This is a genomic window from Mycobacterium sp. pUA109 (genome assembly GCF_041287095.1).
Taxonomy (GTDB): Bacteria; Actinomycetota; Actinomycetes; order Mycobacteriales; family Mycobacteriaceae; genus Mycobacterium.
This window is the reverse complement of the sequence record NZ_JBGGKS010000001.1, coordinates 307372-327358: the sequence shown is the minus strand read 5'-3', so window position 1 is coordinate 327358 and position 19987 is coordinate 307372. Positions and strand designations below refer to the sequence as shown.

At 70.1% G+C, this 19987-nt stretch carries 19 protein-coding genes and 1 pseudogene; 12 read left to right on the top strand and 8 right to left on the bottom strand.

Translation table 11 applies throughout. The features are described from left to right. The first annotated feature begins 41 nt into the window (after positions 1 to 41). The 11 genes and pseudogenes from eccCa (at position 42) to ACAG26_RS01610 (ending at position 10687) form a co-directional block, all read left to right on the top strand. Positions 42 to 3797, top strand: coding sequence for a type VII secretion protein EccCa (gene eccCa, locus ACAG26_RS01660; RefSeq protein WP_370478550.1), 3756 nt, complete (start codon positions 42 to 44; stop codon positions 3795 to 3797). Then, positions 3779 to 4984, top strand: a complete 1206-nt coding sequence (locus ACAG26_RS01655) for a type VII secretion-associated protein (RefSeq protein ID WP_370478548.1) — start codon at positions 3779 to 3781, stop codon at positions 4982 to 4984. Before eccCa ends, ACAG26_RS01655 begins: the two co-directional genes overlap by 19 nt. 63 nt (positions 4985 to 5047) lie before the next feature. After that, complete coding sequence (locus tag ACAG26_RS01650; protein WP_370478545.1) at positions 5048 to 5350, top strand: WXG100 family type VII secretion target; 303 nt, start codon at positions 5048 to 5050, stop codon at positions 5348 to 5350. Between the two features lie 11 nt (positions 5351 to 5361). Next, positions 5362 to 5658 (top strand): WXG100 family type VII secretion target, encoded by a 297-nt coding sequence (locus ACAG26_RS01645; RefSeq protein WP_370478543.1) that lies wholly within the window; start codon positions 5362 to 5364, stop codon positions 5656 to 5658. An 84-nt stretch (positions 5659 to 5742) separates the two neighbouring features. Continuing rightward, positions 5743 to 6090, top strand: coding sequence for a hypothetical protein (locus ACAG26_RS01640; protein ID WP_370478541.1), 348 nt, complete (start codon positions 5743 to 5745; stop codon positions 6088 to 6090). Further along, complete coding sequence (locus ACAG26_RS01635) at positions 6090 to 6425, top strand: hypothetical protein (protein ID WP_370478539.1); 336 nt, start codon at positions 6090 to 6092, stop codon at positions 6423 to 6425. The genes ACAG26_RS01640 and ACAG26_RS01635 overlap by 1 nt, the downstream gene beginning before the upstream one ends. Before the next feature lie 160 nt (positions 6426 to 6585). After that, a complete protein-coding gene (rplM, locus tag ACAG26_RS01630; protein ID WP_370478537.1) occupies positions 6586 to 7029 on the top strand; it encodes a 50S ribosomal protein L13 in 444 nt (147 codons plus the stop codon). Positions 7030 to 7068: 39 nt separating this feature from the next. Then, positions 7069 to 7499: pseudogene (gene rpsI / locus ACAG26_RS01625) on the top strand (30S ribosomal protein S9). Positions 7500 to 7596: 97 nt separating this feature from the next. Beyond that, entirely contained in the window at positions 7597 to 8946 is a 1350-nt protein-coding gene (gene glmM / locus ACAG26_RS01620; RefSeq protein WP_370478535.1) for a phosphoglucosamine mutase, read from the top strand. A gap of 125 nt (positions 8947 to 9071) precedes the next feature. Then, positions 9072 to 9377, top strand: a complete 306-nt coding sequence (locus ACAG26_RS01615) for a type VII secretion target (protein ID WP_370478532.1) — start codon at positions 9072 to 9074, stop codon at positions 9375 to 9377. A gap of 2 nt (positions 9378 to 9379) precedes the next feature. Then, a complete protein-coding gene (locus tag ACAG26_RS01610) occupies positions 9380 to 10687 on the top strand; it encodes a hypothetical protein (RefSeq protein WP_370478530.1) in 1308 nt (435 codons plus the stop codon). Positions 10688 to 10691: 4 nt separating this feature from the next. Here the strand turns inward: ACAG26_RS01610 and ACAG26_RS01605 are convergent, their stop codons facing one another. Then, entirely contained in the window at positions 10692 to 11735 is a 1044-nt protein-coding gene (locus tag ACAG26_RS01605; protein ID WP_370478527.1) for an LLM class F420-dependent oxidoreductase, read from the bottom strand. Positions 11736 to 11937: 202 nt separating this feature from the next. On the opposite strand from ACAG26_RS01605, the gene ACAG26_RS01600 reads away from it, so the two are divergent. Next, positions 11938 to 12720: a DUF3298 domain-containing protein gene (locus ACAG26_RS01600; protein ID WP_370478525.1), complete on the top strand. Its 783-nt coding sequence runs from the start codon at positions 11938 to 11940 to the stop codon at positions 12718 to 12720. Positions 12721 to 12736: 16 nt separating this feature from the next. Here the strand turns inward: ACAG26_RS01600 and ACAG26_RS01595 are convergent, their stop codons facing one another. The 7 genes from ACAG26_RS01595 to ACAG26_RS01565 are packed head-to-tail and all read right to left on the bottom strand — an operon-like array spanning position 12737 to position 19987. Continuing rightward, positions 12737 to 14164: a carotenoid oxygenase family protein gene (locus ACAG26_RS01595; protein ID WP_370478523.1), complete on the bottom strand. Its 1428-nt coding sequence runs from the start codon at positions 14162 to 14164 to the stop codon at positions 12737 to 12739. 8 nt (positions 14165 to 14172) lie between these two features. Next, entirely contained in the window at positions 14173 to 14829 is a 657-nt protein-coding gene (locus ACAG26_RS01590) for a hypothetical protein (RefSeq protein ID WP_370478521.1), read from the bottom strand. Further along, positions 14826 to 15416, bottom strand: a complete 591-nt coding sequence (locus ACAG26_RS01585; protein WP_370478519.1) for an Mce protein — start codon at positions 15414 to 15416, stop codon at positions 14826 to 14828. Before ACAG26_RS01585 ends, ACAG26_RS01590 begins: the two co-directional genes overlap by 4 nt. Positions 15417 to 15427: 11 nt before the next feature. Further along, on the bottom strand, positions 15428 to 16711 hold the full coding sequence (locus ACAG26_RS01580) for an MlaD family protein (protein ID WP_370478517.1): 1284 nt from the start codon (positions 16709 to 16711) through the stop codon (positions 15428 to 15430). Next, positions 16708 to 17838 (bottom strand): MlaD family protein, encoded by a 1131-nt coding sequence (locus ACAG26_RS01575; protein WP_370478514.1) that lies wholly within the window; start codon positions 17836 to 17838, stop codon positions 16708 to 16710. Before ACAG26_RS01575 ends, ACAG26_RS01580 begins: the two co-directional genes overlap by 4 nt. After that, a complete protein-coding gene (locus tag ACAG26_RS01570) occupies positions 17835 to 18944 on the bottom strand; it encodes an MCE family protein (RefSeq protein WP_370478511.1) in 1110 nt (369 codons plus the stop codon). The genes ACAG26_RS01575 and ACAG26_RS01570 overlap by 4 nt, the downstream gene beginning before the upstream one ends. Further along, on the bottom strand, positions 18941 to 19987 hold the full coding sequence (locus ACAG26_RS01565; protein ID WP_370478509.1) for an MCE family protein: 1047 nt from the start codon (positions 19985 to 19987) through the stop codon (positions 18941 to 18943). Before ACAG26_RS01565 ends, ACAG26_RS01570 begins: the two co-directional genes overlap by 4 nt.

The window sequence follows — 19987 nt, the reverse complement described above, 5'->3', positions numbered from 1 at the left end:
ACTTGCGGGCAGTGGTGGCGGTTCCTACGGTGTGCGCCACCATGACCTCGCCCGCCACCATCGAGTTCGTGCCGGCCGCGCGGACCCCGGCACCAACGGTCGCCGCCGGCGACCTCGAGGTCGCCGCACCGCCGGAGGTGCCGCCGCCGGCCCAGGGCGCGCTGCTGACCCGACTGCTGCCGGTGGTGCTGGGAGTCGCCATGATCGGCGCGACGGCGGCGCTGTACCGCTCCGGGTCGGTCACCCCCCGCACCCCGATGTTCGCGATCTTCCCGGCGCTGATGCTGATCTCGGTGTGCGTCGCCGCGGCATCCGCCCGCGGCCGCCGCGGCGGCCTCGACGATGACCGCCGCGACTACCTGGACTACCTGAGCGAGCTGCGCCGCACGGTGGCCACCACCGCTGCGGCACAACGCGCCGCGCTGCGGCGGCGCCACCCCGACCCGACCGCGTTGTGGACGGTGGTGGGCGGGGACCGGATGTGGGAGCGGCGCGGCGACGACCCGGATTTCACCGAAATCCGGGTCGGGGTCGGCGCCCGGCCGCTGGCCACCCGGCTGATCGCGCCGCGCAGCCGACCCGCCCACCGGCGCGATCCGGTCACCGCCGCCGCGGTGCGGCGCTTCGTGGACACCCACGCGACGGTCCCGGACACCCCGATCACGATCACGCTGCGCGGGCTGGCCGCGGTGGCGGTGGCCGGCGACCCCGCCCGGGTGCGGGGCCTGCTGCGGGCGATGCTCTGCCAGCTCGCCGTGTGGCACGGACCGGACCAGCTGCTGATCGCCGGGGTGGTCGCCGGCCGGTGCCGCGACGACTGGGACTGGCTGAAATGGCTGCCGCACCACCAGCATCCGACGATGGTCGACGACGCGGGACCCGCCCGGATGATGTACCCGACGCTGGATTGCGCGCAGGCCGCACTGGGGGAGCTGCGGCCCCCGTCGCCGCACCTGGTGGTGCTGCTCGACGGGGTCACGGTCGACCCCAGTGAGCCGGTGCTGACCGGCGGCGGCCGGACCGTCTTGCAGGTGGGCCCCGGCGGCGAGCGCATCGCCGGGCTGCGGCTGCGGGTGGACGGCGCGACGCTGACCGAGCTGGGCGACGCCACAACCGACCGCGTCCTGGCCCGGCCGGACCACCTGGACGCCGACGATGCGCTGGTGTGCGCGCGGCGGTTGGCCGGATACCGGGCCGGCGGCGGGCCCGGCGGGTCGAGCTGGCCGGCGCTGCTCGGCCTCGGTGATCCCGCCGGATTCGACCCGACCGCGGCGTGGCGCGGCCGCACCCGGCACGACCGGCTGCGGGTGCCGATCGGCACCACCGCCGCCGGCGCCACCGTGCACCTCGACATCAAGGAGGCCGCCGAGCAGGGGATGGGTCCGCACGGGCTGTGCGTGGGCGCCACCGGATCGGGCAAGTCCGAGTTGCTGCGCACGGTCGCGCTGGGGCTGATCGCCCGCCACTCCCCGGACGAGCTGAACCTGGTACTGGTCGACTTCAAGGGCGGCGCCACATTTCTCGGGCTGGAGCGCGCCCACCACGTCGCGGCGGTCATCACCAACCTCGCCGACGCGGCGCCGCTGGTGGCGCGGATGCGTGACGCGCTGGCCGGTGAGATGACCCGGCGACAAGAACTGCTGCGGGCGGCCGGCTGCGTCAGCGTCGCCGCCTACGACGCCGCCCGCCGGGCGGGGGCCCGGCGGGCGGCGCTGCCGACGTTGTTCATCATTGTCGACGAATTCTCCGAACTGCTCAGCCAGCACCCGGACTTCGTCGACATGTTCGGTGCGCTCGGTCGCCTCGGCCGGTCGTTGGGGATGCATCTGCTGCTGGCCAGTCAACGGCTCGACGAGGGCCGGCTGCGCGGACTGGACTCGCACCTGTCGTACCGGATCTGCCTGAAAACCCTGTCCGCCAGCGAATCCCGGCTGGTGCTGGGCGCCCCGGACGCCCATGAGCTGCCCGCCACCCCGGGTGCCGGCTACCTGCGGACCGCGGCCGGGGAGTTGATCCGCTTCCAGAGCGCCTACGTGTCCGGGCCCTGCCCCGTGGTCGCCGCGCGCCCGACCGGCCAGCCCGACGCGGTGCGCCCCTTCACCGCCGCCGCCAGCGGACCCGTGCGGCGGCGACCGGACAGCGGCAGCGGGCAGACGCTGCTGGACACCGTGCTGGACCGGCTGGCCGGGCACGGCGCGCGGGCGCATCGGGTGTGGCTGCCGCCGCTGGGGGCGGCACCGGCCTTGGACAGCCTGCTCACCGCGGACCCCGCCGCCGGTCTGGCGGTGCCGATCGGTCTCGTCGACCGGCCGCTCGAGCAGCGCCGCACCCCGCTGCGGGTCGACCTGTCCGGCGCCGCCGGCAATGTCGCGGTGATCGGCGCACCGGTGTCGGGCAAATCGACCGCGTTGTGCACCGTGATCACCGCGCTGGCCACCGCCCACGACCCCACCCGGGTGCAGTTCTACTGCCTGGACTTCGGCGGCGGGGCACTGGAATCGGTGCGTGCGCTGCCGCACGTGGGGGCGGTGGCCGGCCGGGCCGAACCCGACCTGGTCGAGCGGGTGGTCACCGAACTCGAGGCGATCGTCGGCAGCCGAGAAGCCCGGTTCCGGGCCTGCGGGATCGCCTCGATGGCCCAGTACCGGCGGGCGCGCGCGGACGGCCACCCCGGCTGCGCCGGCGACCGGTTCGGCGACGTGTTCCTGGTTGTCGACGGGTGGGCGCGGCTACGACACGACTTCGACGCGCTGGACGCCGCGATCACCGCGCTGGCCGGGCACGGTCTGTCGTTCGGGGTGCACGTGATGCTGTCCGCGGCCCGGTGGGCGGATCTGCGGCCCGCGTTGAAGGATCAGATCGGCACCCGCATCGAGCTGCGGTTGGGTGATCCCGCCGAATCGGAGGTGGACCGGCGTCGCGCGCAGCGGGTGCCGACCCAGGCCGGGCACGGGCTGACGGGCGACGGGCTGCACATGGTGATCGCGGTCCCGCGGCCCGACCGGGTGCGGGCCCACCGCAACACCCCCGCGGCGCCGCCGGTGCGGCTGCTGCCGACCCTCATCGACCGGCACACCGTGCTGCAGGCGGCCGACGAGCAGCGGCGCGACACCATCCTGGTGGGGCTCGACGAACGCGAATTACGCCCCGTCGCACTGGAGTTCGGGCAGCAGCAGCATCTGTTGGTGCTTGGCGACACCGCCAGCGGCAAGACGTCGGTGCTGCGCACGGTGTGCCAGGAGATCACCCGCACCGCGACGGCCGAGCGAGCGCAGCTGGTCGTCGTCGACTATCGGCGGGCCCTGCTGGGGGTGGTCGCGGGCGACCGGCTGCGCGGCTACGCGATGTCGGCGGCCGCGCTGGCGGACCTGCTGCCCGGTCTGCTGGAGGTGCTGGTGCGGCGGATGCCCGGAGCCCGCGTCACCGCGGCGCAGCTGCGGACCCGGTCGTGGTGGTCGGGGCCGGAGGTGTATCTGGTGATCGACGATTACGACCTGGTGGCCACCGCCGCCGGCAACCCGCTGACACCGATCCTGGAATTCCTGCCGCACGCCGGCGATCTCGGACTGCATATCGTGCTCGCGCGGCGCACCGGCGGCGCCGCGCGGGCGATGTTCGAGCCGCTGCTGGCCGGGCTGCGCGATCTGGGCGCGATGGGGTTGATGCTCAGCGGACACCCGGACGACGGCCCGCTGCTGGGGTCGGTGCGACCGGTGCCGCTGCCGCCCGGCCGCGGCACCCTGCTCACCCGCGGCGGCGCCCAACGCATCCAGGTGGCGTGGACCCCGCCGCCGTGACCGCGCGGCCCGCGGTGATCGAGGCCGGCCCCGGCGCCATCCGCCGGCTCGGCCGCGGCGCCGCCGACCCGCCGGGTGTCGACGCGGAAACGGCGGCCGCGGCCCTGGACGCGCTCGACGATCCGGTAGCGCTGGTGCACGCGCAGCCGGTGGGCGTCGACGCGCTGTGGCGCACCATGCTGCGCAACCTGTGCGGCACCGCGCCCGCGGTGCTCATCGTGCACCCGTCCTGGTGGGCGGCGGCGCGGGTGCGGCGGGTGCGCACCGCGGCGCTGGCGTTCACCGCGGACGTCACCACCCGGTGCCGGGCCCGGGTGCTGGCCGCGGCCGCACCGGGACCGGCCGTCGTCGTGGAGATCGCGCCGCAGCTGGTGGCCATCACCGCAACCACCGTCGCCGCCGTGCCCCGCACCGGCCCCCCGGACCGGGTCGCCGCGGCGGTCGCCGGGCGCCTCACCGCCATGACCTCGGAGGCGCCCGCGACGGTGCTGATCGACGCGCCGGCGACGGTGGGCGGCGCACCGGCGTTGGCCGCCATGATCGCCACACGCCTCCGCGCGACCGCTGCGGCGGTGGACGTGCTGGACGACACCGCGCTGGCCACCGCGATCACCGACACCCAGCCCCAACCCGGTCCGCCACCCCCGGCGCGCCGCCCCCGGCGTGCGGCGCTGCCCGGGGCGGCCGTGGTGCTGGCCGCCGCGCTGTGCGGGGTGGCCACCTGCGGGCGCCACCACACCCCGGTGGCCGCGGTGTCTCCGCCGACGTTTCTGGTCGAGGGCCAGATCACGCTGCAGGTTCCCGCGCAGTGGCCGATGCAGCGGGTCACCGCCGGGCCGGGGTCGGCGCGGGTGGTGCTGAGTGCGCCGGGCAACCCGCAGCTCGCGCTGCACGTCACCCAGTCGCCGCTGGCCGACCCGGCCCTGAGCGCCACCGCGGCGTCGTTGCAGCGGGCGCTGGCCGACCAGCCGCCCGGCGTCTTCGTCGACTTCGACCCCGCGGGGCGGTACGCCGACCGGCCGGCGGTGACCTACCGCGAAGTGCGCCCCGGACACGACATCGGCTGGGTCATCCTGGTCGACGACACGGTGCGGATCAGCATCGGCTGCCAAAGCCCGCCCGGCGACGAGGACGCGGTGCGCGACGTCTGCGAGCGGGCGGTGCGCTCGGCGCACCGGTGGGGCTGAACCGTCGGCGAAACGCACCGGAACCAAACCGGCGGCGCCGCAGTCCAACCAGGTGTGAACGCATTGAGCACCGATTTCGAGCTGATGCGCGCGGTCGCCGCCACCCTCGACGCCCGCAGCGAGGAGATCCGCGCGATGCTGCAGGGCTTCGTCGGCCGGATGCGCACTGTGCCGCCGGGCGTGTGGGGCGGGATCGCGGCCACCCGGTTCAAGGATGTGATGGATCGCTGGGACGCCGAGTCGGCGAAATTGGTGCATGCCCTGCACGGCATCGCCGAGACCATCCGCTACAACGAGCGCACGCTGCGCGACGCCGCGCACCAGCATTCGCGCCGCATCGCGGCCGCCGGCGACCACCTGAGCTGAACGGAGACGCCATGGACCCGGTGTTGGCCTACAACTTCGACGAGATCGAGTATTCGGTGCGCCAGGAGATCCACGTCACCTCGGCGCGGTTCAACGCCGCGCTGGAGGATCTGAGGTCCCAGATCGCGCCGCTGCAGGAGGTGTGGACCCGGGAGGCCGCCGGCGCCTACCGCGCCGAACAGCTGAAATGGCATCAGGCGGCGACCGCGCTCACCGGCATCCTGTTCGAGCTGGGCAACGCCGTGCGCGACGGCGCCGCCGACATGGCGGCCACCGACCATCGGGCCGCCGGGGTGTGGGGGAGATAAGCGGGCTGGGTGGTCCCGATGGAGGGGAGCCGTCGGGACCACCCAGTCGCGCGCAGCCACGTCAAACGTGTCAAGCAACATGAATTGGATACCGCCAATCGGCTTGCGGAACTCGGCGAACGCGTCACGTTCATACCGACGTCAGATTGGCCGCGTCCGGACGTCGAACTATCGAGTGGTGGGCGGTGGGAGATCAAATCGCCTGCCGGTGGTAACCGCAACACAATCCTCACCAAGATCAGGGATGCGGCGGACCGCGGCAAAAGAAACTTCATTCTTGATCTGGCGCGGACTCCCATGTCGATAGACGCAGCAAAGGACCTGGCCCGGTATGCGGTCGACAACTACCCTGGTGTGACGGCGATCCGGTTGATCGGGCGAGACACTCCGGAGGGCCCGCTGGACGTCACGATTCGCAACGGTGGTGAGTGATGGCGAATGTCGACTATGTGATCGTCGGCGCCGGACCGTCGCCTGCCGATGTCACGCAAGCTGTGCAGACCGCGCCCAGCGTAGTCCAGGTGGAGAAGGAACGCCGCTATACGCGTCTGCGCACGGGCGATGAGCGCGCTGAGGTGAGTGTGTGGCCGCGCTCTTGGCAGCCCGGAGTCACGGTGGTCGAGGTCTATCACGTCGACGACGATGATCAGCGGGCACTCGCTCGTCATATTTACGACTACTTGGTTGATCACACCGCTTGGGATCTCACCCTGGACTCGGACAACGCGGCCGAGGCCATTGCCTCGCGGGTCAAGACGCGCACATAGCCCCGTTTTGACCTGCACCGATGCCCGCCGGTAAGCTGCCTCGTTGGCGTGCGGTACGCACGGGTCTCGGGTCACTGTCGGTCGCCGAGAACAACCCGGCCGTCGACGCCGGACCGGCACCCGGTCACCAACCGGGATTCAACCCGAGAAAAGGAGCGCTGTGCCTACCTACGCGCCGAAGGCGGGTGACACCACGCGGTCGTGGTACGTCATCGACGCCACGGACGTGGTGCTCGGCCGTCTCGCCGTCGCGGCAGCCACCCTGCTGCGCGGCAAGCACAAGCCGACGTTCACGCCCAACGTCGACGGTGGCGACTTCGTCATCATCATCAACGCCGACAAAGTTGCCATCAGCAGTGACAAACCGAAACGCACCTGGGTCTACCGCCACTCGGGATATCCCGGTGGGCTGCGCAAGCGCACCGTCGGCGATCTGATGCAGCGTCACCCCGACCGCGTCGTCGAAAAGGCGATCACCGGCATGCTCCCCAAGAACAAGCTGGGCCGCCAGATCCAGCGCAAGCTGCGTGTCTACGCGGGCCCGGAGCATCCGCACACCGCCCAGCAGCCGATTCCGTACGAGATCAAGCAGGTGACGCAATGACCGAGACCGTGACCGAGGAGGCCGGCGCCGTCGACGCGGTTGCCGAGAGCCCCGAAGCCGTCGCCGCCGAACCGGTGTACCTCGAGCGTCCGATCCAGACGGTCGGCCGCCGCAAGGAAGCCGTGGTGCGGGTGCGGTTGATGCCCGGCACCGGCAAGTTCGACCTCGACGGGCGCAGCCTGGAGGACTACTTCCCCAACAAGGTGCACCAGCAGCTCATCAAGGCCCCGCTGGTCACCGTGGACCGGGTCGACCACTTCGACGTGTACGCCCACCTCGACGGCGGCGGCCCGTCCGGGCAGGCCGGCGCCCTGCGCCTGGCCATCGCCCGCGCGTTGATCGTCGCGCAGCCCGAGGACCGGCCGGCGTTGAAGAAGGCCGGCTTTTTGACCCGTGACCCGCGTTCCACCGAGCGCAAGAAGTACGGTCTGAAGAAGGCCCGTAAGGCCCCGCAGTACAGCAAGCGTTGATCGGCGGTCACATTCTGGCCGCGAGCGTGCATCGTTGTACGCGCCATTCGGCGTGTCGACGGACAAATCCGCACGCTCGCGGCAGAAAAGGATAGCTATGGGTCGACTGTTCGGCACCGACGGCGTACGCGGGGTCGCCAATCGCGAGCTGACCGCCGAGTTGGCGCTCGCCTTGGGTGCGGCGGCGGCGCGCCGGCTCGCGGGCACCCGCCGCACCGGCCGCCGCGTCGCGGTGGTCGGCCGCGACCCGCGGGCCAGCGGCGAGATGCTGGAGGCCGCGGTGATCGCCGGGCTGACCAGCCAGGGGGTCGACGCGCTGCGGGTGGGGGTGCTGCCCACCCCGGCGGTGGCCTATCTGACCAGCGCTTATGACGCCGATTTCGGGGTGATGATCTCGGCGTCGCACAACCCGATGCCCGACAACGGGATCAAGATCTTCGGGCCGGGCGGGCACAAGCTCGACGACGCCACCGAGGATCAGATCGAGGCCCTGCTCGCCGCGGCGCCGGGGCCGCGTCCGGTCGGCGCCGACATCGGGCGCGTCGTCGACGCCGAGGACGCCCTGGACCGCTACCTGCGCCAGGTCAGCAAGGCCGCGACGGTGCGGCTCGACGGGCTCACCGTGGTGGTGGACTGCGCGCACGGCGCGGCGTCGGCGGCGGCGCCGCGCGCCTACCGGGCCGCCGGTGCCCGGGTGATCGCGATCAACGCCGAACCCAACGGGCTGAACATCAACGACGGCTGCGGCTCCACGCACCTGGATGGGCTGCGCTCGGCGGTGCTGGCGCACCGCGCCGACCTGGGCCTGGCGCACGACGGCGACGCCGACCGGTGCCTGGCCGTCGACGCCGACGGTGCCGTCATCGACGGCGACGCCATCATGGTGGTGCTCGCACTGGCCCTGCGCGACGCCGGGGAATTGGCCGCCAACACGTTGGTGACCACGGTGATGAGCAACCTGGGGCTGCACCTGGCGATGCGCGCGGCCGGCGTCACGGTGCGCACCACCGGCGTCGGTGACCGCTACGTCCTGGAAGAACTGCGCGCCGGCGGGTTCATGCTCGGCGGGGAGCAGTCCGGCCACATCGTGCTGCCGGCGCTGGCCACCACCGGTGACGGCATCATCACCGGCCTGCGGTTGATGTCCCGGATGGCCCAAACCGGGCTGCCGTTGGCGGGCCTGGCGTCGGCGATGCGCACCTTGCCGCAGGTGCTGATCAATGTCGAGGTCGACGATAAGGCGACCGTTGCCGCCGCGCCCTCGGTGCGCAGCGTGGTGCAGCAGGTGGAGCAGGAACTCGGCGACACCGGGCGAATCCTGTTGCGTCCGTCCGGAACCGAGCAGATGGTCCGGGTCATGGTGGAAGCCGCCGACGAGGACACCGCGCGTCAGCTCGCGCAGCGAGTCGCCAAGTCGGTCAGCGGCGCCCACTCCCGTTACCCTTAGCCTTAGCCTTAGCCTTAGCCGCGAGCGTGCGCAGTTGCACGGGTTTTCGGCCTTTGGGCTGTACATCTGCGCACCCTTGCGGGAGGTAGTGGAACCGGAATGGGCGCCGCCACGTCCAAGCGGTCGTGGGACACCAAGACACCACCCGGGTCGATGTCGCCGCGATGCGGGCCGCCGCCAACCAGTTTGATGGCACCGCCGAGATCCTCACCACGGCGGTGCGCGCCCACCTGGGCGGGCTGAGGTTCGACGGGGCCAGCGCCGGACGCGCCTACGTTGCTCAGGGTGACGCGCTGCGCCGCGCGGTCGACCGGTTGGCCGCCCAGTTGACGCAGTGGTCCCGGGCCAGCGCGGAAATCGCGCTGGCGTTGCGGGCCAGCGCAGATCACTACGCCGACGTTGAACTGTACGGCGCGGCCCGGATCGGGTGACGATGACACACCCTGATGTCGCCGCCCGACTGGCCACGGGCCAGCTTGCCGTCGACCACACCCAGCACTACGTGCGCGCCGCCCACCTGCTCGGTTATCAGCATCCCGAACTCACCGCGCACGACGCGCAGGTTCACGACTGGTACGACGGCGAAACCGGGCTCGACCTGCCGGCGCTCGACGGTGACGGCGCCGCGCTGCGGGCGACGGCCGCCGCCGCCGAGGAGGCGCTGCGCCTGCAGCGCACCCAGCTCGGCGACCTGGCGGCGGCCTGGGCGGGATCGGGCGGCGACGCGGCGACGGCGTTCCTGCGCCGGCATTGTGCTGCCGGGGCCGAGGCGGCGGCCGCCGTCCACGCCGCCGCCGACAGCTACGCGGCGCTAATCGACACCCTGTGGCGGTTGGTGGACGACAAGGTGGCCACCGCAATAGACATCGATGATCGCTGCGCCGCCCAGCGTCCGGTGTGGTTGGCCGCCGCGCAGACCGTGGCGACCGGTGTGGGGGACCGGGCGGCGGCCCACGAGGTCGTCGAGCGGCAGGTAACGCCGTACGTGGACAACGACATTCGCGTTGACTGGCTCACCGCGATGCGGGCCACCCGATCCGCGGTGGCGGCGGCCTACGACGGTGCCGCCGAGACGATGGCGGCGCCGGCACCGTATTTCGCGCTTCCCGGCGAGCTCGCAACGCCTTACCCACAACCGGCGGTCGCGGTACCGGTGGCCCCGGCCGCTGCGCTGCCCCCACGCCACGACCCGCCGCCCGCGCCGCAGCCGGTGACGCCCGCGCCCGACCCGGCGCCGCCGCGTCCGCCGGAGCCCACCATCGACGGTTCGGCGTCGGGGCCGTACGGCGACCCGGCCGCCGGATCTCCGCTCGGTGCCGAAATCCCCACCGGCAGCGGCGCTCTGTCCGGACTGATCGGACAGATCGCCAACGCGATCGGAGCGCTGCTGGGAACACCGAACGACGGGCTCGACCCGCTGGCCGACGACGCGACGGGCATCGACGACGAACTCGCGAAGGAACCCGACGACCCCGACGAGGACCCCGAGAACACCGAGGACACCGAGGAACCCGAGCAGGACGAGCCGGTGGACGCGGCCACCGACCGGGCACCCGTCGAGGACGACGCTGCTCAGACCCAGGACGGCGCCGTGCCTGCCGCCGACCCGCCCGCGGAGCCCGAACACACCGAGGCGCTGGCGGATTCGCCGCCACCGGCGGCGCCGCAGCCCCCGGCCGAGGAGGCCGCGGCAACGCCGTGCCAGATCGCCGCCGAGGAATTGCCGCAGGCCGGGCAGTGAGGCATCAGCCGGGCAGCAGCTGCCGCAGCTCCTCCACATAGCGCACGGATTCGGCCGGCTCGGTGGCCAGCGGGTTGACCAGCAGTGTGGTCACCCCGGCCGCGGCGAACGCCGCCACCCGCTCGGCGACGAAACCGCGCGGGCCGATCAGCGACACCTGGCGCACCAAATCGTCGGGCACGGCCTCGATCGCCTCGGCCTTGCGCCCGGCCAGATACAGCTCCTGGATGCGGTCGGCGATCTCGCCGAACCCGTACCGGGTGGCCAGGTTGTGGTAGAAGTTGCGGCCCTTGGCGCCCATGCCGCCGATGTAGAGTGCCAGCTGCGGCTTCACCCAGGCCAGCCGGTCGGCGACGTCGTCGCCGATCGCCAGGCTGGCGCTGACCATGACATCCAGCGGCCCCAGCGCCGGATCGCGTTTGGCGAACCCGGCGCGCAGCGATGCACCCCAGACCGCGTCGGCCTTCTCCGGGTAGAAGAACACCGGCTGCCAGCCCTCGGCGATTTCGGCGGTCAGCTCGACGTTTTTGGGTCCCAGCGCGGCGATGGTGATCGGGATCCGTTCGCGCACTGGGTGATTGATCAGGTGTAGCGGCTTGCCCAGCCCGGTGCCGCGGTCGGCGGGCAACGGCAGCTGATAGTACTTGCCGTCGTAGGAGACGTTCTCCCGGCGCCACACCTGCCGGCAGATCTCGACGACCTCCCGGGTGCGGCCCAGCGGCGCGTCGAACGGGACCCCGTGGAACCCCTCCATCACCTGGGGGCCCGACGTGCCGATGCCGAGGCGGAACCGGCCGTCGGAGACGTAGTCGAGGCCGGCGGCGGTCATCGCCAGCAGCGACGGCGTGCGGATATAGATCGGGACGACACCCGAGCCCAGCTCGATCGTCGAGGTCTTCGCCGCCAGATACCCCAGCTGGCTGATCGCGTCGTACGAGTAGGCCTCGGCGACCAGGGCGATGTCGACACCGACCTTCTCGAGTTCGACGACGTGGGCGACGGCTTCCTTGAAGCCGCCGGCGTAGTTGAGGAAGATGCCGGTGCGCATCATCGATGTATACCATCCAACTGGTTGGTCGGTCGAGTGGGGGGTGCGGCGCCTGCGCTCACACGAGTTGCTGCCACGCGGACACCGCACGCGCGGGTGTGGCGGTAATCGGCTTTGGCGGGTCACCAAATAAGGAAAAGCTCCGGCGCACCGTTGCCAGCATTCCCTGATTTGACAATATCTCCGTTGAAAACGCAGAAGTATGCCAGCCGTGGTCGATTTCCGACTATTATTTGCGTCACCAGTACCCACGTTAGGAAGCGTAATGAATTTACGGGGAATCCGCACGGCAGCGCTGGCCACGGTGCTCGCGGCGACGGTGTCGCTGGCCGCGGCGGGCGGGGTGTCGGCAGATGTTGCCGGTGGCTTTACGGCCACCCCGGATACGATCGCCGGCGCCAGTCCGGATGGGTTGGGCAACTGGACCGTTCAGTACGAGCGGGTCGCGGGCGGGGACCCGGACATCGCCGCCGCGATCAACGACGTCATCGACGCCGAGGCCCGCGGTCAAGTGGCCACCTACGAGCCCAGCGCGACCAAAACCCATAACTGGACATTTCACTCCGCCGGCACCCTATCGTTTCGTCCGATCACGGTGGCCGAGCTATTCGTCGGTGACTACGACACCGATATGCCGAATATGCCTTTCCGCGCGGTCGCCACGCGCGTGTTCGACGCCCGCAGCGGAATTCTTATCGACTGGGATAATCTATTCACCGATAAACGTGCGGGCCTGACCCGGTTATCCGAACAGACCAAGAAAATTCTGCCCACCGTATACGCCGCGCCGCGGCCGGGTGTGTGGCAGTTCGGCAGCGAGATCGCGCCGATCGACGACAACTTCAAACACTGGCTCCCCACCGCCCAGGGGATCGAGCTGCATTTCCCGGACTATCAGTTCGGTCGTGGCCTGCCGGTGATCACCGTGCCGTGGGGTGCGGTGGCCGATCTGATCGCCCCGGAGTTCGCCCCGATCATGACGTGACCGGTGGCCCGCCCCGCTACGCGGGACGGGCGATCCGCGGGGTGAAGCTGCCGTGGAAGGTCAGCGGCAAATGGTGTCGCAGCTTGCCGGTGTAGACCGGTCCGGCGTCGATGTGCTGGGCGTCCAACACCGCCAAGCTGGCGATGTTGTTCACCCCATCCTGGGTGGCCACCAGCAGCCAACCGTCGTCCTCGGCGGTGCCGCCGGGGCGGGCCGCGAAAACCGCCTCGTGCGGCTGGTGACCGTAGGGGAACTGGTGGGTGGTCACGGTGCCGGTGGTGTTGTCCACCTTGGCCACCGCGTTGGGGTAGGCGCTGCCGTCGGCGTCGGCGGACAGATAGGTGTAGCGGTTGGGCCGGCCGGTGCGGGTGATGTTGAACGACGGGAACTCGCCGGGCAGGTCGGTGAGCGGTTCGTGGATCACCTTGTCGGAGGCGGTGATCCGCAGCCGCAGCAGCGTCCCGCCGAAGCCGCCCACCTCGCTGGCCTTATCGGTGCTCAGCGTGGACAGTTGACCGTTGAGCTCCTCCCACGACGAGTGGTAGTGCACCAGTTCGACCACGGTGTCGGTGCCGTCCTCGTAGGTGTTGGCCAAATGCAGGTGCAGCAGCGGGTCGGTGTGCAGCACCCGGGGTTTGCCGCCGTCGCGCGGTACCAGCCCGATCATTGTCCCCCGCGACGCGTCGTAGTCGATGGCGTCGATGAAGTTACGCAACGCGAATCCGGCCCCCAGTAGCTTGCTGGTCGGGAAGACCAGCGGCGGAATGGCGAACACGATGTGCTTGCTGGTCAACCCCATGTCGTGGTTGAACATCGCCACCGGCAGATTCAGCTGACCCAGCCGGTGCAGCTTGCCGGCCCGGTCGACGCGGTAGCAGATCAGCTTGGGGAACGGCACCATCGCCAACCCGAAGTTGAACATCTCCTTGGTGTCCGGGTCCCACTTGGGGTGCGCGGAAAACGCGCCCAACCACTTCAGCTCACCGTCAAAGTCGTGTACGCCGACGGTGTCCAGCGTGTCGGGGTTGAGCTCGGTGGGCGGGCCACCCTCCCACAGCGCCAGCAACTTGCCGGCGTGCATCACCACACTGGTGTTGGCGACGTTGGCGGGGAACCGCAGCGCGTTGGTGAGGATCCCGCCGGGACGCATGGTGCCCAGCGCCCGATACGGCGCACCGTGGGAGGTCAGCGACTTGCGGTAGTGCTTGGTCTTGACGTACCGGTTGCGGTAGTGCACCGCCCCGTCGGCCATCGAAAACATCGACAGCATGCCGTCGCCGTCGAACAGGTGACCTAGCGGCTGGCCACCGGCGTCGAGCTTGCCGGCCCCGTTGCGGTACAGGGTTCCTTGCAGTTCGGCGGGCAGCGCACCGGCGACGTCGTCGATGGTGTAGTCGTATTCGTCGTAGAGCGGGGTGTAGGCCGCGAAATCGGGCTTGGTCATGATGGGTCCTAACTCTTCGGGTGAACGCGCAGCGTGCAGGACAGTCCGGGCAGGTGGGGGTCGAACTCCAGCGGCATCGCCGAAGCCTGGTCGAACACCTTCTCGCAGGCGGCCTTGCAGGCCATCAGGCACGAATTCTCTTGCGCCGCGCCTGATCCGGCAGAGGTGTGCATCGCGCATTCCGGGATCTCGTACACCAGGGTGCCGTCGGGTTCGACGCCGGTGCGGTGGATCGGGCCGACCAGGAACGTCGCGACGCTGACGCCGGTGTCCATGACGCCCGGATACATTCCCGGCGGAACCAGCTTGACGGCGTTGAAGCCCGGCAGCATGAACCGCAGCCAGCGCCGCAGCCGGGTGGCCACCGTATCGGAGACCAGTTCTTCGACGTCGTCGCGGGGCAGCGTGCGCACTAATTCCGTTGTCGTCCACTCCAATTCCCGGACGAACTGACCGTAGCGCCGTTGCCAGGACTTCCGCGGGGATTCCAGCAGCCGGTGGCGGCCGCGGGTGGCGGTCACCGCTTCCCAGCCGGCGTCGACGGCCGGGCGGTCGTCGGTCACCAGGCGCAGCATGGGCACCAGCACCGACTCGGGGATGTCGCCGACCTTGGCCAACATCGAGCGCATGATCCAATCGTCGCGCAGCGCGGTGAACCGGCTCATGGCAGCTCCACCTTCGCGGCCTTCCACTGGCCGTCGATTTTCTGCATCGTCAACTCGATGCGGCTACGGTCGACGCGCGGGTCCGGGACCTCGGTATTGGTCACCGTCTGGTCGACGAACAGCAGGATCACCACCTGGTCTTTGGTCGCGGATTTGACCGCGGAGTCGAGCACCACGCCGTGTCCGGTGGCCTTGTGGTCGATCAGCAACTGGCGTAGCTGTGCGCTGGATTTGGTGTAGATGTCGTGGAATTCGCCGATGGACCCATCGAGGACGGCGGTGAAGTTGGCGTCCAGGTTGCCGCTGTCCACCGAGGTCAGCGTCACCGCGTAACTGTTGGCCGCGCGCAGCGCCGCCTCCTTGGCGGCGTCGATGTCGCGGGTGTTCTTGACCTGCCAGCCCAGATAGCCGCTCAACGCCGCCAGGCCGACCACCAGGAGCGCCAGGACGGCGATCGTCACGCGGCTGGGCCACTTTCGTCGCGTCCGAGGCGGGTCGTCGGGTGGCGCCTCGGCCTCGCCCTCGTCGGCGGTGAGCGAGTCGTCGCTGTCGGTAGCGAGTTCCTCGAGTACGTCGGTGTTGCCCATGTCGTCTCCTCTCAGTTCCACGGAATGCCCTGCCGTTGCGGCTCGGACTCCGGCGGCATGGCCGGCCCGCCGTACGGCAGCGGAATGGTGTGCGGCCCCACCGGGGTGGGATCGGTGCGGCGCAACGGATCCGACCCCGGCGGCGGGGTGGCGGTGTCATCGCCGGGCGGGCGTGGCGCGTTGCGGGCCCCGCGGATCAGCACCCCGGGGTCGTCGTTTTGGCAGTAGCTGTACAGGTAGGGCTCCGGGTAGTTCGGGATGAACGGCACGTCCCGCGGATGGGGGTAATCGCACACATAGCGGGGGTAGATGTCGGCGATGGCCCAGATGGCGCCACCGTGCATGAGGCTGGTGACGCCGTCCAGCAGCGGCGGCCGGTCGTCGCGGAACAGCTGCTTGAGCGCCGGAACCCGGACGTAGGACAACTGCGCCACCGTGGTCAGGTTGCCCAGCAGTTGCACCATGGCGGGGGAGTTGTCGGCAATCAGCTGATCGACGGTGGCCAGCGTCGTGGGGGTGTCGTCGAGCATGCGGCGTAGCCCGGCGTCTTTGGCGCCGACACCGGCTAGCGTGGTGCCGAGGTTATCGGCCATCGTGCGAATGCCGCTGGACGAATCGTCCAGGATTCCGAACACCGGGCGGCTGCTGCGCAACAGCGTCATGGTTTGCGGCAACACGCCATCCAGCGTGGAGATCAGCAGCTGGCCGCCGGTGAGCAGATCGCGGAGCTTTTGCGGCCCCTGCTCGCTCACCCCCAGCTCGTCGATCACGGCTTGCAGCTTGACCGGATCGGTCTGTGCCAACACGCCGTCGATGTTGCTCAGCAGCCGCCAAATCGGGGTCGGGATCGTGGTCTGCTGCTGGCCGATCACCGCACCGTCGGTGAGCAGTGGTCCGGCGGCATCGGTGGGCTCGAAGTTGAGGTATTGCTCGCCGGCCGGTGACAGCCCCGACACCCGCACGATGGTGCCGTCGCGCGGAATCCGGGCGTGGGCGTCGATGCGGGCGGTGGCACGCACCCCCTCGGCGGTGAAGTCGACCGAGGAGACCCGCCCGATCGGTACCCCCCGCAGCGTGACGTCCTGGTGGGCCAGCAGCCCGCCGGATTCGCTCAACTGCACCGTGACCGTCATCTGGTCGGCCAACGGATTGTCGCGCAGCGCGCCGAACAGCAGGTAGGACGCGCCGACGACGACCAACGCAATCTGGGCCACCCCGGAGATGAGGAGCCGGCGCGCGACGCCGAACCGCACGGCCCGCACCGCCACCGCGGCGACCGGTTCGACGACGTTCATTGGTGCGGACCCCAGATTCGCTCGCGGTCGGGGCCCCACACCCGGTCACCCAACTGGGTGATGACGAACCGCAGCGACCCGACCAGGTTGTCCCAGTCGGCCCACTTCGGGCCGTGGAATTCCGGGTCGCCCAGATGGTTTTTGTCCGGGATGTGCCCGAGCGCCAGCTGCTGCAGATCGACATCGGAGTGGGTCGCGCTGGCGCTGAACAGTTTCAACACCGGCGGAAACACCCGCAGCAGATTGTTCATGGTGACCTGGGGGTCGACGGCGGTCTCGTTGAAAGCGCGGGACAGTTCGTTGAGGTCGCGGACCAGGCTGCGGGTGTCGGTGCCGGCGAACGACGGGAACCGCTCCAGTTGGCGGGTGACGGCGGCCATCTGGTTGACCAGGTCGACGATCGTCGCGGTGTTGTCGGCGATGACGGCCAGCGCCGGCGCCGACGACCCCAGCAGGTCGTTGATCGAATCGCGCCGGCTGTTCAGCGTGTCGGCGAGCTCGGCGGTCTGGCCCATCACCGCCCGGATGTCGTCGGTGCGCGCGGTCATCGTCGTCACCAACGCGCGCGATTCCCGGATCATCGCGGCCAGGCCCTCGCCGTCGTGGCCGACCGCCGAACCCACCCCGTTGAGCACCCGGGTCAGGTTCCCGAAGACACCGCCGTTGACCAGCATCGACGTGGAGGCCAGCACCTCCTCGATGGTGGCGGCGGCTTGGGTGGACGCGATCGGAATGCGGTCACCGTCGTGCAGGACCGGCCCGGCGGCGTTGGCCGGTTGCCGCAACGAGATGAAGATGTCACCGAGCGGGGTGGCCGACCGCAGCTCGGCGGTGGTGCCAGCGGGCAGCCGCACGTGAGCGAGGACGCGCATGTCGACCACGGCCGTGTAGTCCTGGGCGGTCATCGACACCACCTCGCCAACATCGGCGCCGCCGAGCCGGACTTTGGCGCGATCGGGCAGGTTCAGCGCGTTGGAGAACACCGCGCTCAGGTGGTAGCTGTCCCCGTCGAGACCGGGCGCGGGCAGCGGCAGTTGCTCCACCCCGACCGAACACCCGGCGACCAGCATCGCGGCGGCGATCGGCGCCGCGGCGAGCCGGCGACGCCAGAGCGCGGGCCCGCTCACTTCGCCAGCCTCGTCATCGCTTCCAGCACCGAGGTGACCCCGAAATCCGGGCCGAGGTCGCGGATCGTTCCGGTGCGGCACCCCAATTGGCGCAGTCCCAGGATGTTACAGACTTCCTTGGTCATTGAGCTGTCGAAAAACACCGAGTCGAAGTGCGCACTCACCCGGAGCATGCCGTTGTCGGTGTCCAGCGCGTTGACCACGTTGTCGATCGCCAGCGGGGCGACGTCGAAGACCTCGGCCAGCTCGCGGCGGTAGTCGACCAGGGCGCGGGTGAGGGAGTTGCTGCTACCGACGGTGGCCCGCAGGTTGTCGCCGTTGGTGGTCAGCAGGGTGTTGAGCTGATCGAGCACCTGGTTGAGCTGGCGCCCGGTGTCGCCCTGCCCGACGCCTTCCTGCGCCAAAATATCGCTGAGCTGGCGAATGTCGGAGCCGAATTCGCGTACCACGCCCTGGTTTTGCGCCGCCGCGTCGGTGAGCTTGCTCAGGTTCGAGATGATGGTGGTGATGTTCTGCCGGGTGGCCTGGCCGCCGTCGTCTCCGGTGCGCAACGCCGCCGACAGCTGGCCCAGCGCATCCTTGATCTGCTGTCCGCTGGCCGAGGTGATGTCCGACGTCGCGGTGAGGATGTCGGCCATCGGGCCGTTACCGCGGCCGTCGCCGCCCATTGCCGTGCCGAGTTTGTCGACCATCTTGAGGATCCGGTCGAATTCGATCGGGGTTTTCGTGCGATCCAGGCCCAGCACGGCGCCGCTTGGCAGGGTCGGCCCACCCTGATATGGCGGGGTCAACTCCACGTGGCGGTCGGTGAGGATCGACGTTCCGACCGTGACCGCCTTGACGTCGGCGGGAAGCTGGACCTTCGGGTCGATGTCGAGAACAACGTCGACGTAGCCGCCCTTGGGGTCGATCGAGGTGACCCGGCCCACCGGCATGCCCAGCACCGCCACCGTGTTGCCGGTGTAGAGGCCGATGGCGTTGTCGAATTGGGCGGTGATGGTGTGCTGTTCGGCGGACGTCGTGGGCCGCAGCGCGTATCCCGCACCGAGCACCGCCACCGCGGCCAGCACGATCGCCGCGACCAGGGTGATTCGTTGTGTCGTCATTCGCAGTCCTTGAAGTACTGGTAGCGCTCGGGCCAGTGCCATTGCTCGGCGCGGCCGCTGATGGCGCACATCCACGAATCCACCATCAGGCCGCCGGGCAGCGCAAAATTCAGGAACGGTCCGGTGCCGGTGGCGTTGGCCACGTTGCGCATCGACAGCGGCATGGCCTGAAACAGGTTGCGGAGCAGGTCATCGTGGTCGCCCACCATCGCGGTGACCTGGCGGATGCCGGCCAGCACCTGGTCGAGTTGCGCGCTGTCACCCACCGTCACATCGCGAGTGGTGTTGACCAGCGTCGTCGCCGCGTCCATCAGCCGCAGCACGGCGTCGCGTCGCGCGATGATCTCACCGAACAGCTGCTGCCCCTGCTTGACCAGGGTGGTGAGGTCGGCTTGTTGGCCGCCCAGGATGTCGGCCACCTGGGCGGTGCTGCGCAGCAACCCGGCGATCTGATCGCGACGATCGGCGATCACCTGGGACAGGTTCTGCACGTTGGTCAACGCGTCGGGCAGGATCGACGGCACCCCCTGCAGTTGCTTGGCCGCGGTCTGCATCGACTGCGCGAACTGCTCGGCGTCGACCTCCTCGAAGGTGCTGGTCGAGTCCTGCAGCACCTTCTGCAAGTCGTAGGGAACCGACGTGTGCGCTACGGTGATCCGCCGATCGGGAAGCGTCCCGTCGCCACCCGGCTTGAGTTGGATGTAGCGGGCGCCCAGCACCGTGGTCAACTTGATCGCCGCTTCGGTCTGCGCGCCCAGCACCACGTCGCGCCGAATCTTCATCGACACCACCACGTGATCGCCGGCCAGCGTGGTCTGATCGACCGTACCGACCGGGATGCCGGCGATGCTCACCTCGTCGCCGGACCGGATGCTGGCGGCCTGCCGAAAGTCGGCGTAATACGTGGTCTTGCCGAGGTGCAGCGAGGTCAGCAGCGTTGTTGCCGCGATCACCGCGGTCAGCGTCAGCACGGCGATGCTGCCCAGCCACGCTGTGCTGCGGTCCTCGAGCACCCGTTTACGCCCGGAGTGGTTGCTAGCCAT

Bases quoted from the DNA above. Each gene is read 5' to 3' on its own strand.
- eccCa (WP_370478550.1), top strand. From the start codon at position 42: ATGACCTCGCCCGCCACCATCGAGTTCGTGCCGGCCGCGCGGACCCCG.
- ACAG26_RS01645 (WP_370478543.1), top strand. From the start codon at position 5,362: ATGGACCCGGTGTTGGCCTACAACTTCGACGAGATCGAGTATTCGGTG.
- ACAG26_RS01635 (WP_370478539.1), top strand. From the start codon at position 6,090: ATGGCGAATGTCGACTATGTGATCGTCGGCGCCGGACCGTCGCCTGCC.
- glmM (WP_370478535.1), top strand. From the start codon at position 7,597: ATGGGTCGACTGTTCGGCACCGACGGCGTACGCGGGGTCGCCAATCGC.
- ACAG26_RS01610 (WP_370478530.1), top strand. From the start codon at position 9,380: ATGACACACCCTGATGTCGCCGCCCGACTGGCCACGGGCCAGCTTGCC.
- ACAG26_RS01605 (WP_370478527.1), bottom strand. From the start codon at position 11,735: ATGCGCACCGGCATCTTCCTCAACTACGCCGGCGGCTTCAAGGAAGCC.
- ACAG26_RS01600 (WP_370478525.1), top strand. From the start codon at position 11,938: ATGCCAGCCGTGGTCGATTTCCGACTATTATTTGCGTCACCAGTACCC.
- ACAG26_RS01595 (WP_370478523.1), bottom strand. From the start codon at position 14,164: ATGACCAAGCCCGATTTCGCGGCCTACACCCCGCTCTACGACGAATAC.
- ACAG26_RS01590 (WP_370478521.1), bottom strand. From the start codon at position 14,829: ATGAGCCGGTTCACCGCGCTGCGCGACGATTGGATCATGCGCTCGATG.
- ACAG26_RS01585 (WP_370478519.1), bottom strand. From the start codon at position 15,416: ATGGGCAACACCGACGTACTCGAGGAACTCGCTACCGACAGCGACGAC.
- ACAG26_RS01580 (WP_370478517.1), bottom strand. From the start codon at position 16,711: ATGAACGTCGTCGAACCGGTCGCCGCGGTGGCGGTGCGGGCCGTGCGG.
- ACAG26_RS01570 (WP_370478511.1), bottom strand. From the start codon at position 18,944: ATGACGACACAACGAATCACCCTGGTCGCGGCGATCGTGCTGGCCGCG.
- ACAG26_RS01565 (WP_370478509.1), bottom strand. From the start codon at position 19,987: ATGGCTAGCAACCACTCCGGGCGTAAACGGGTGCTCGAGGACCGCAGC.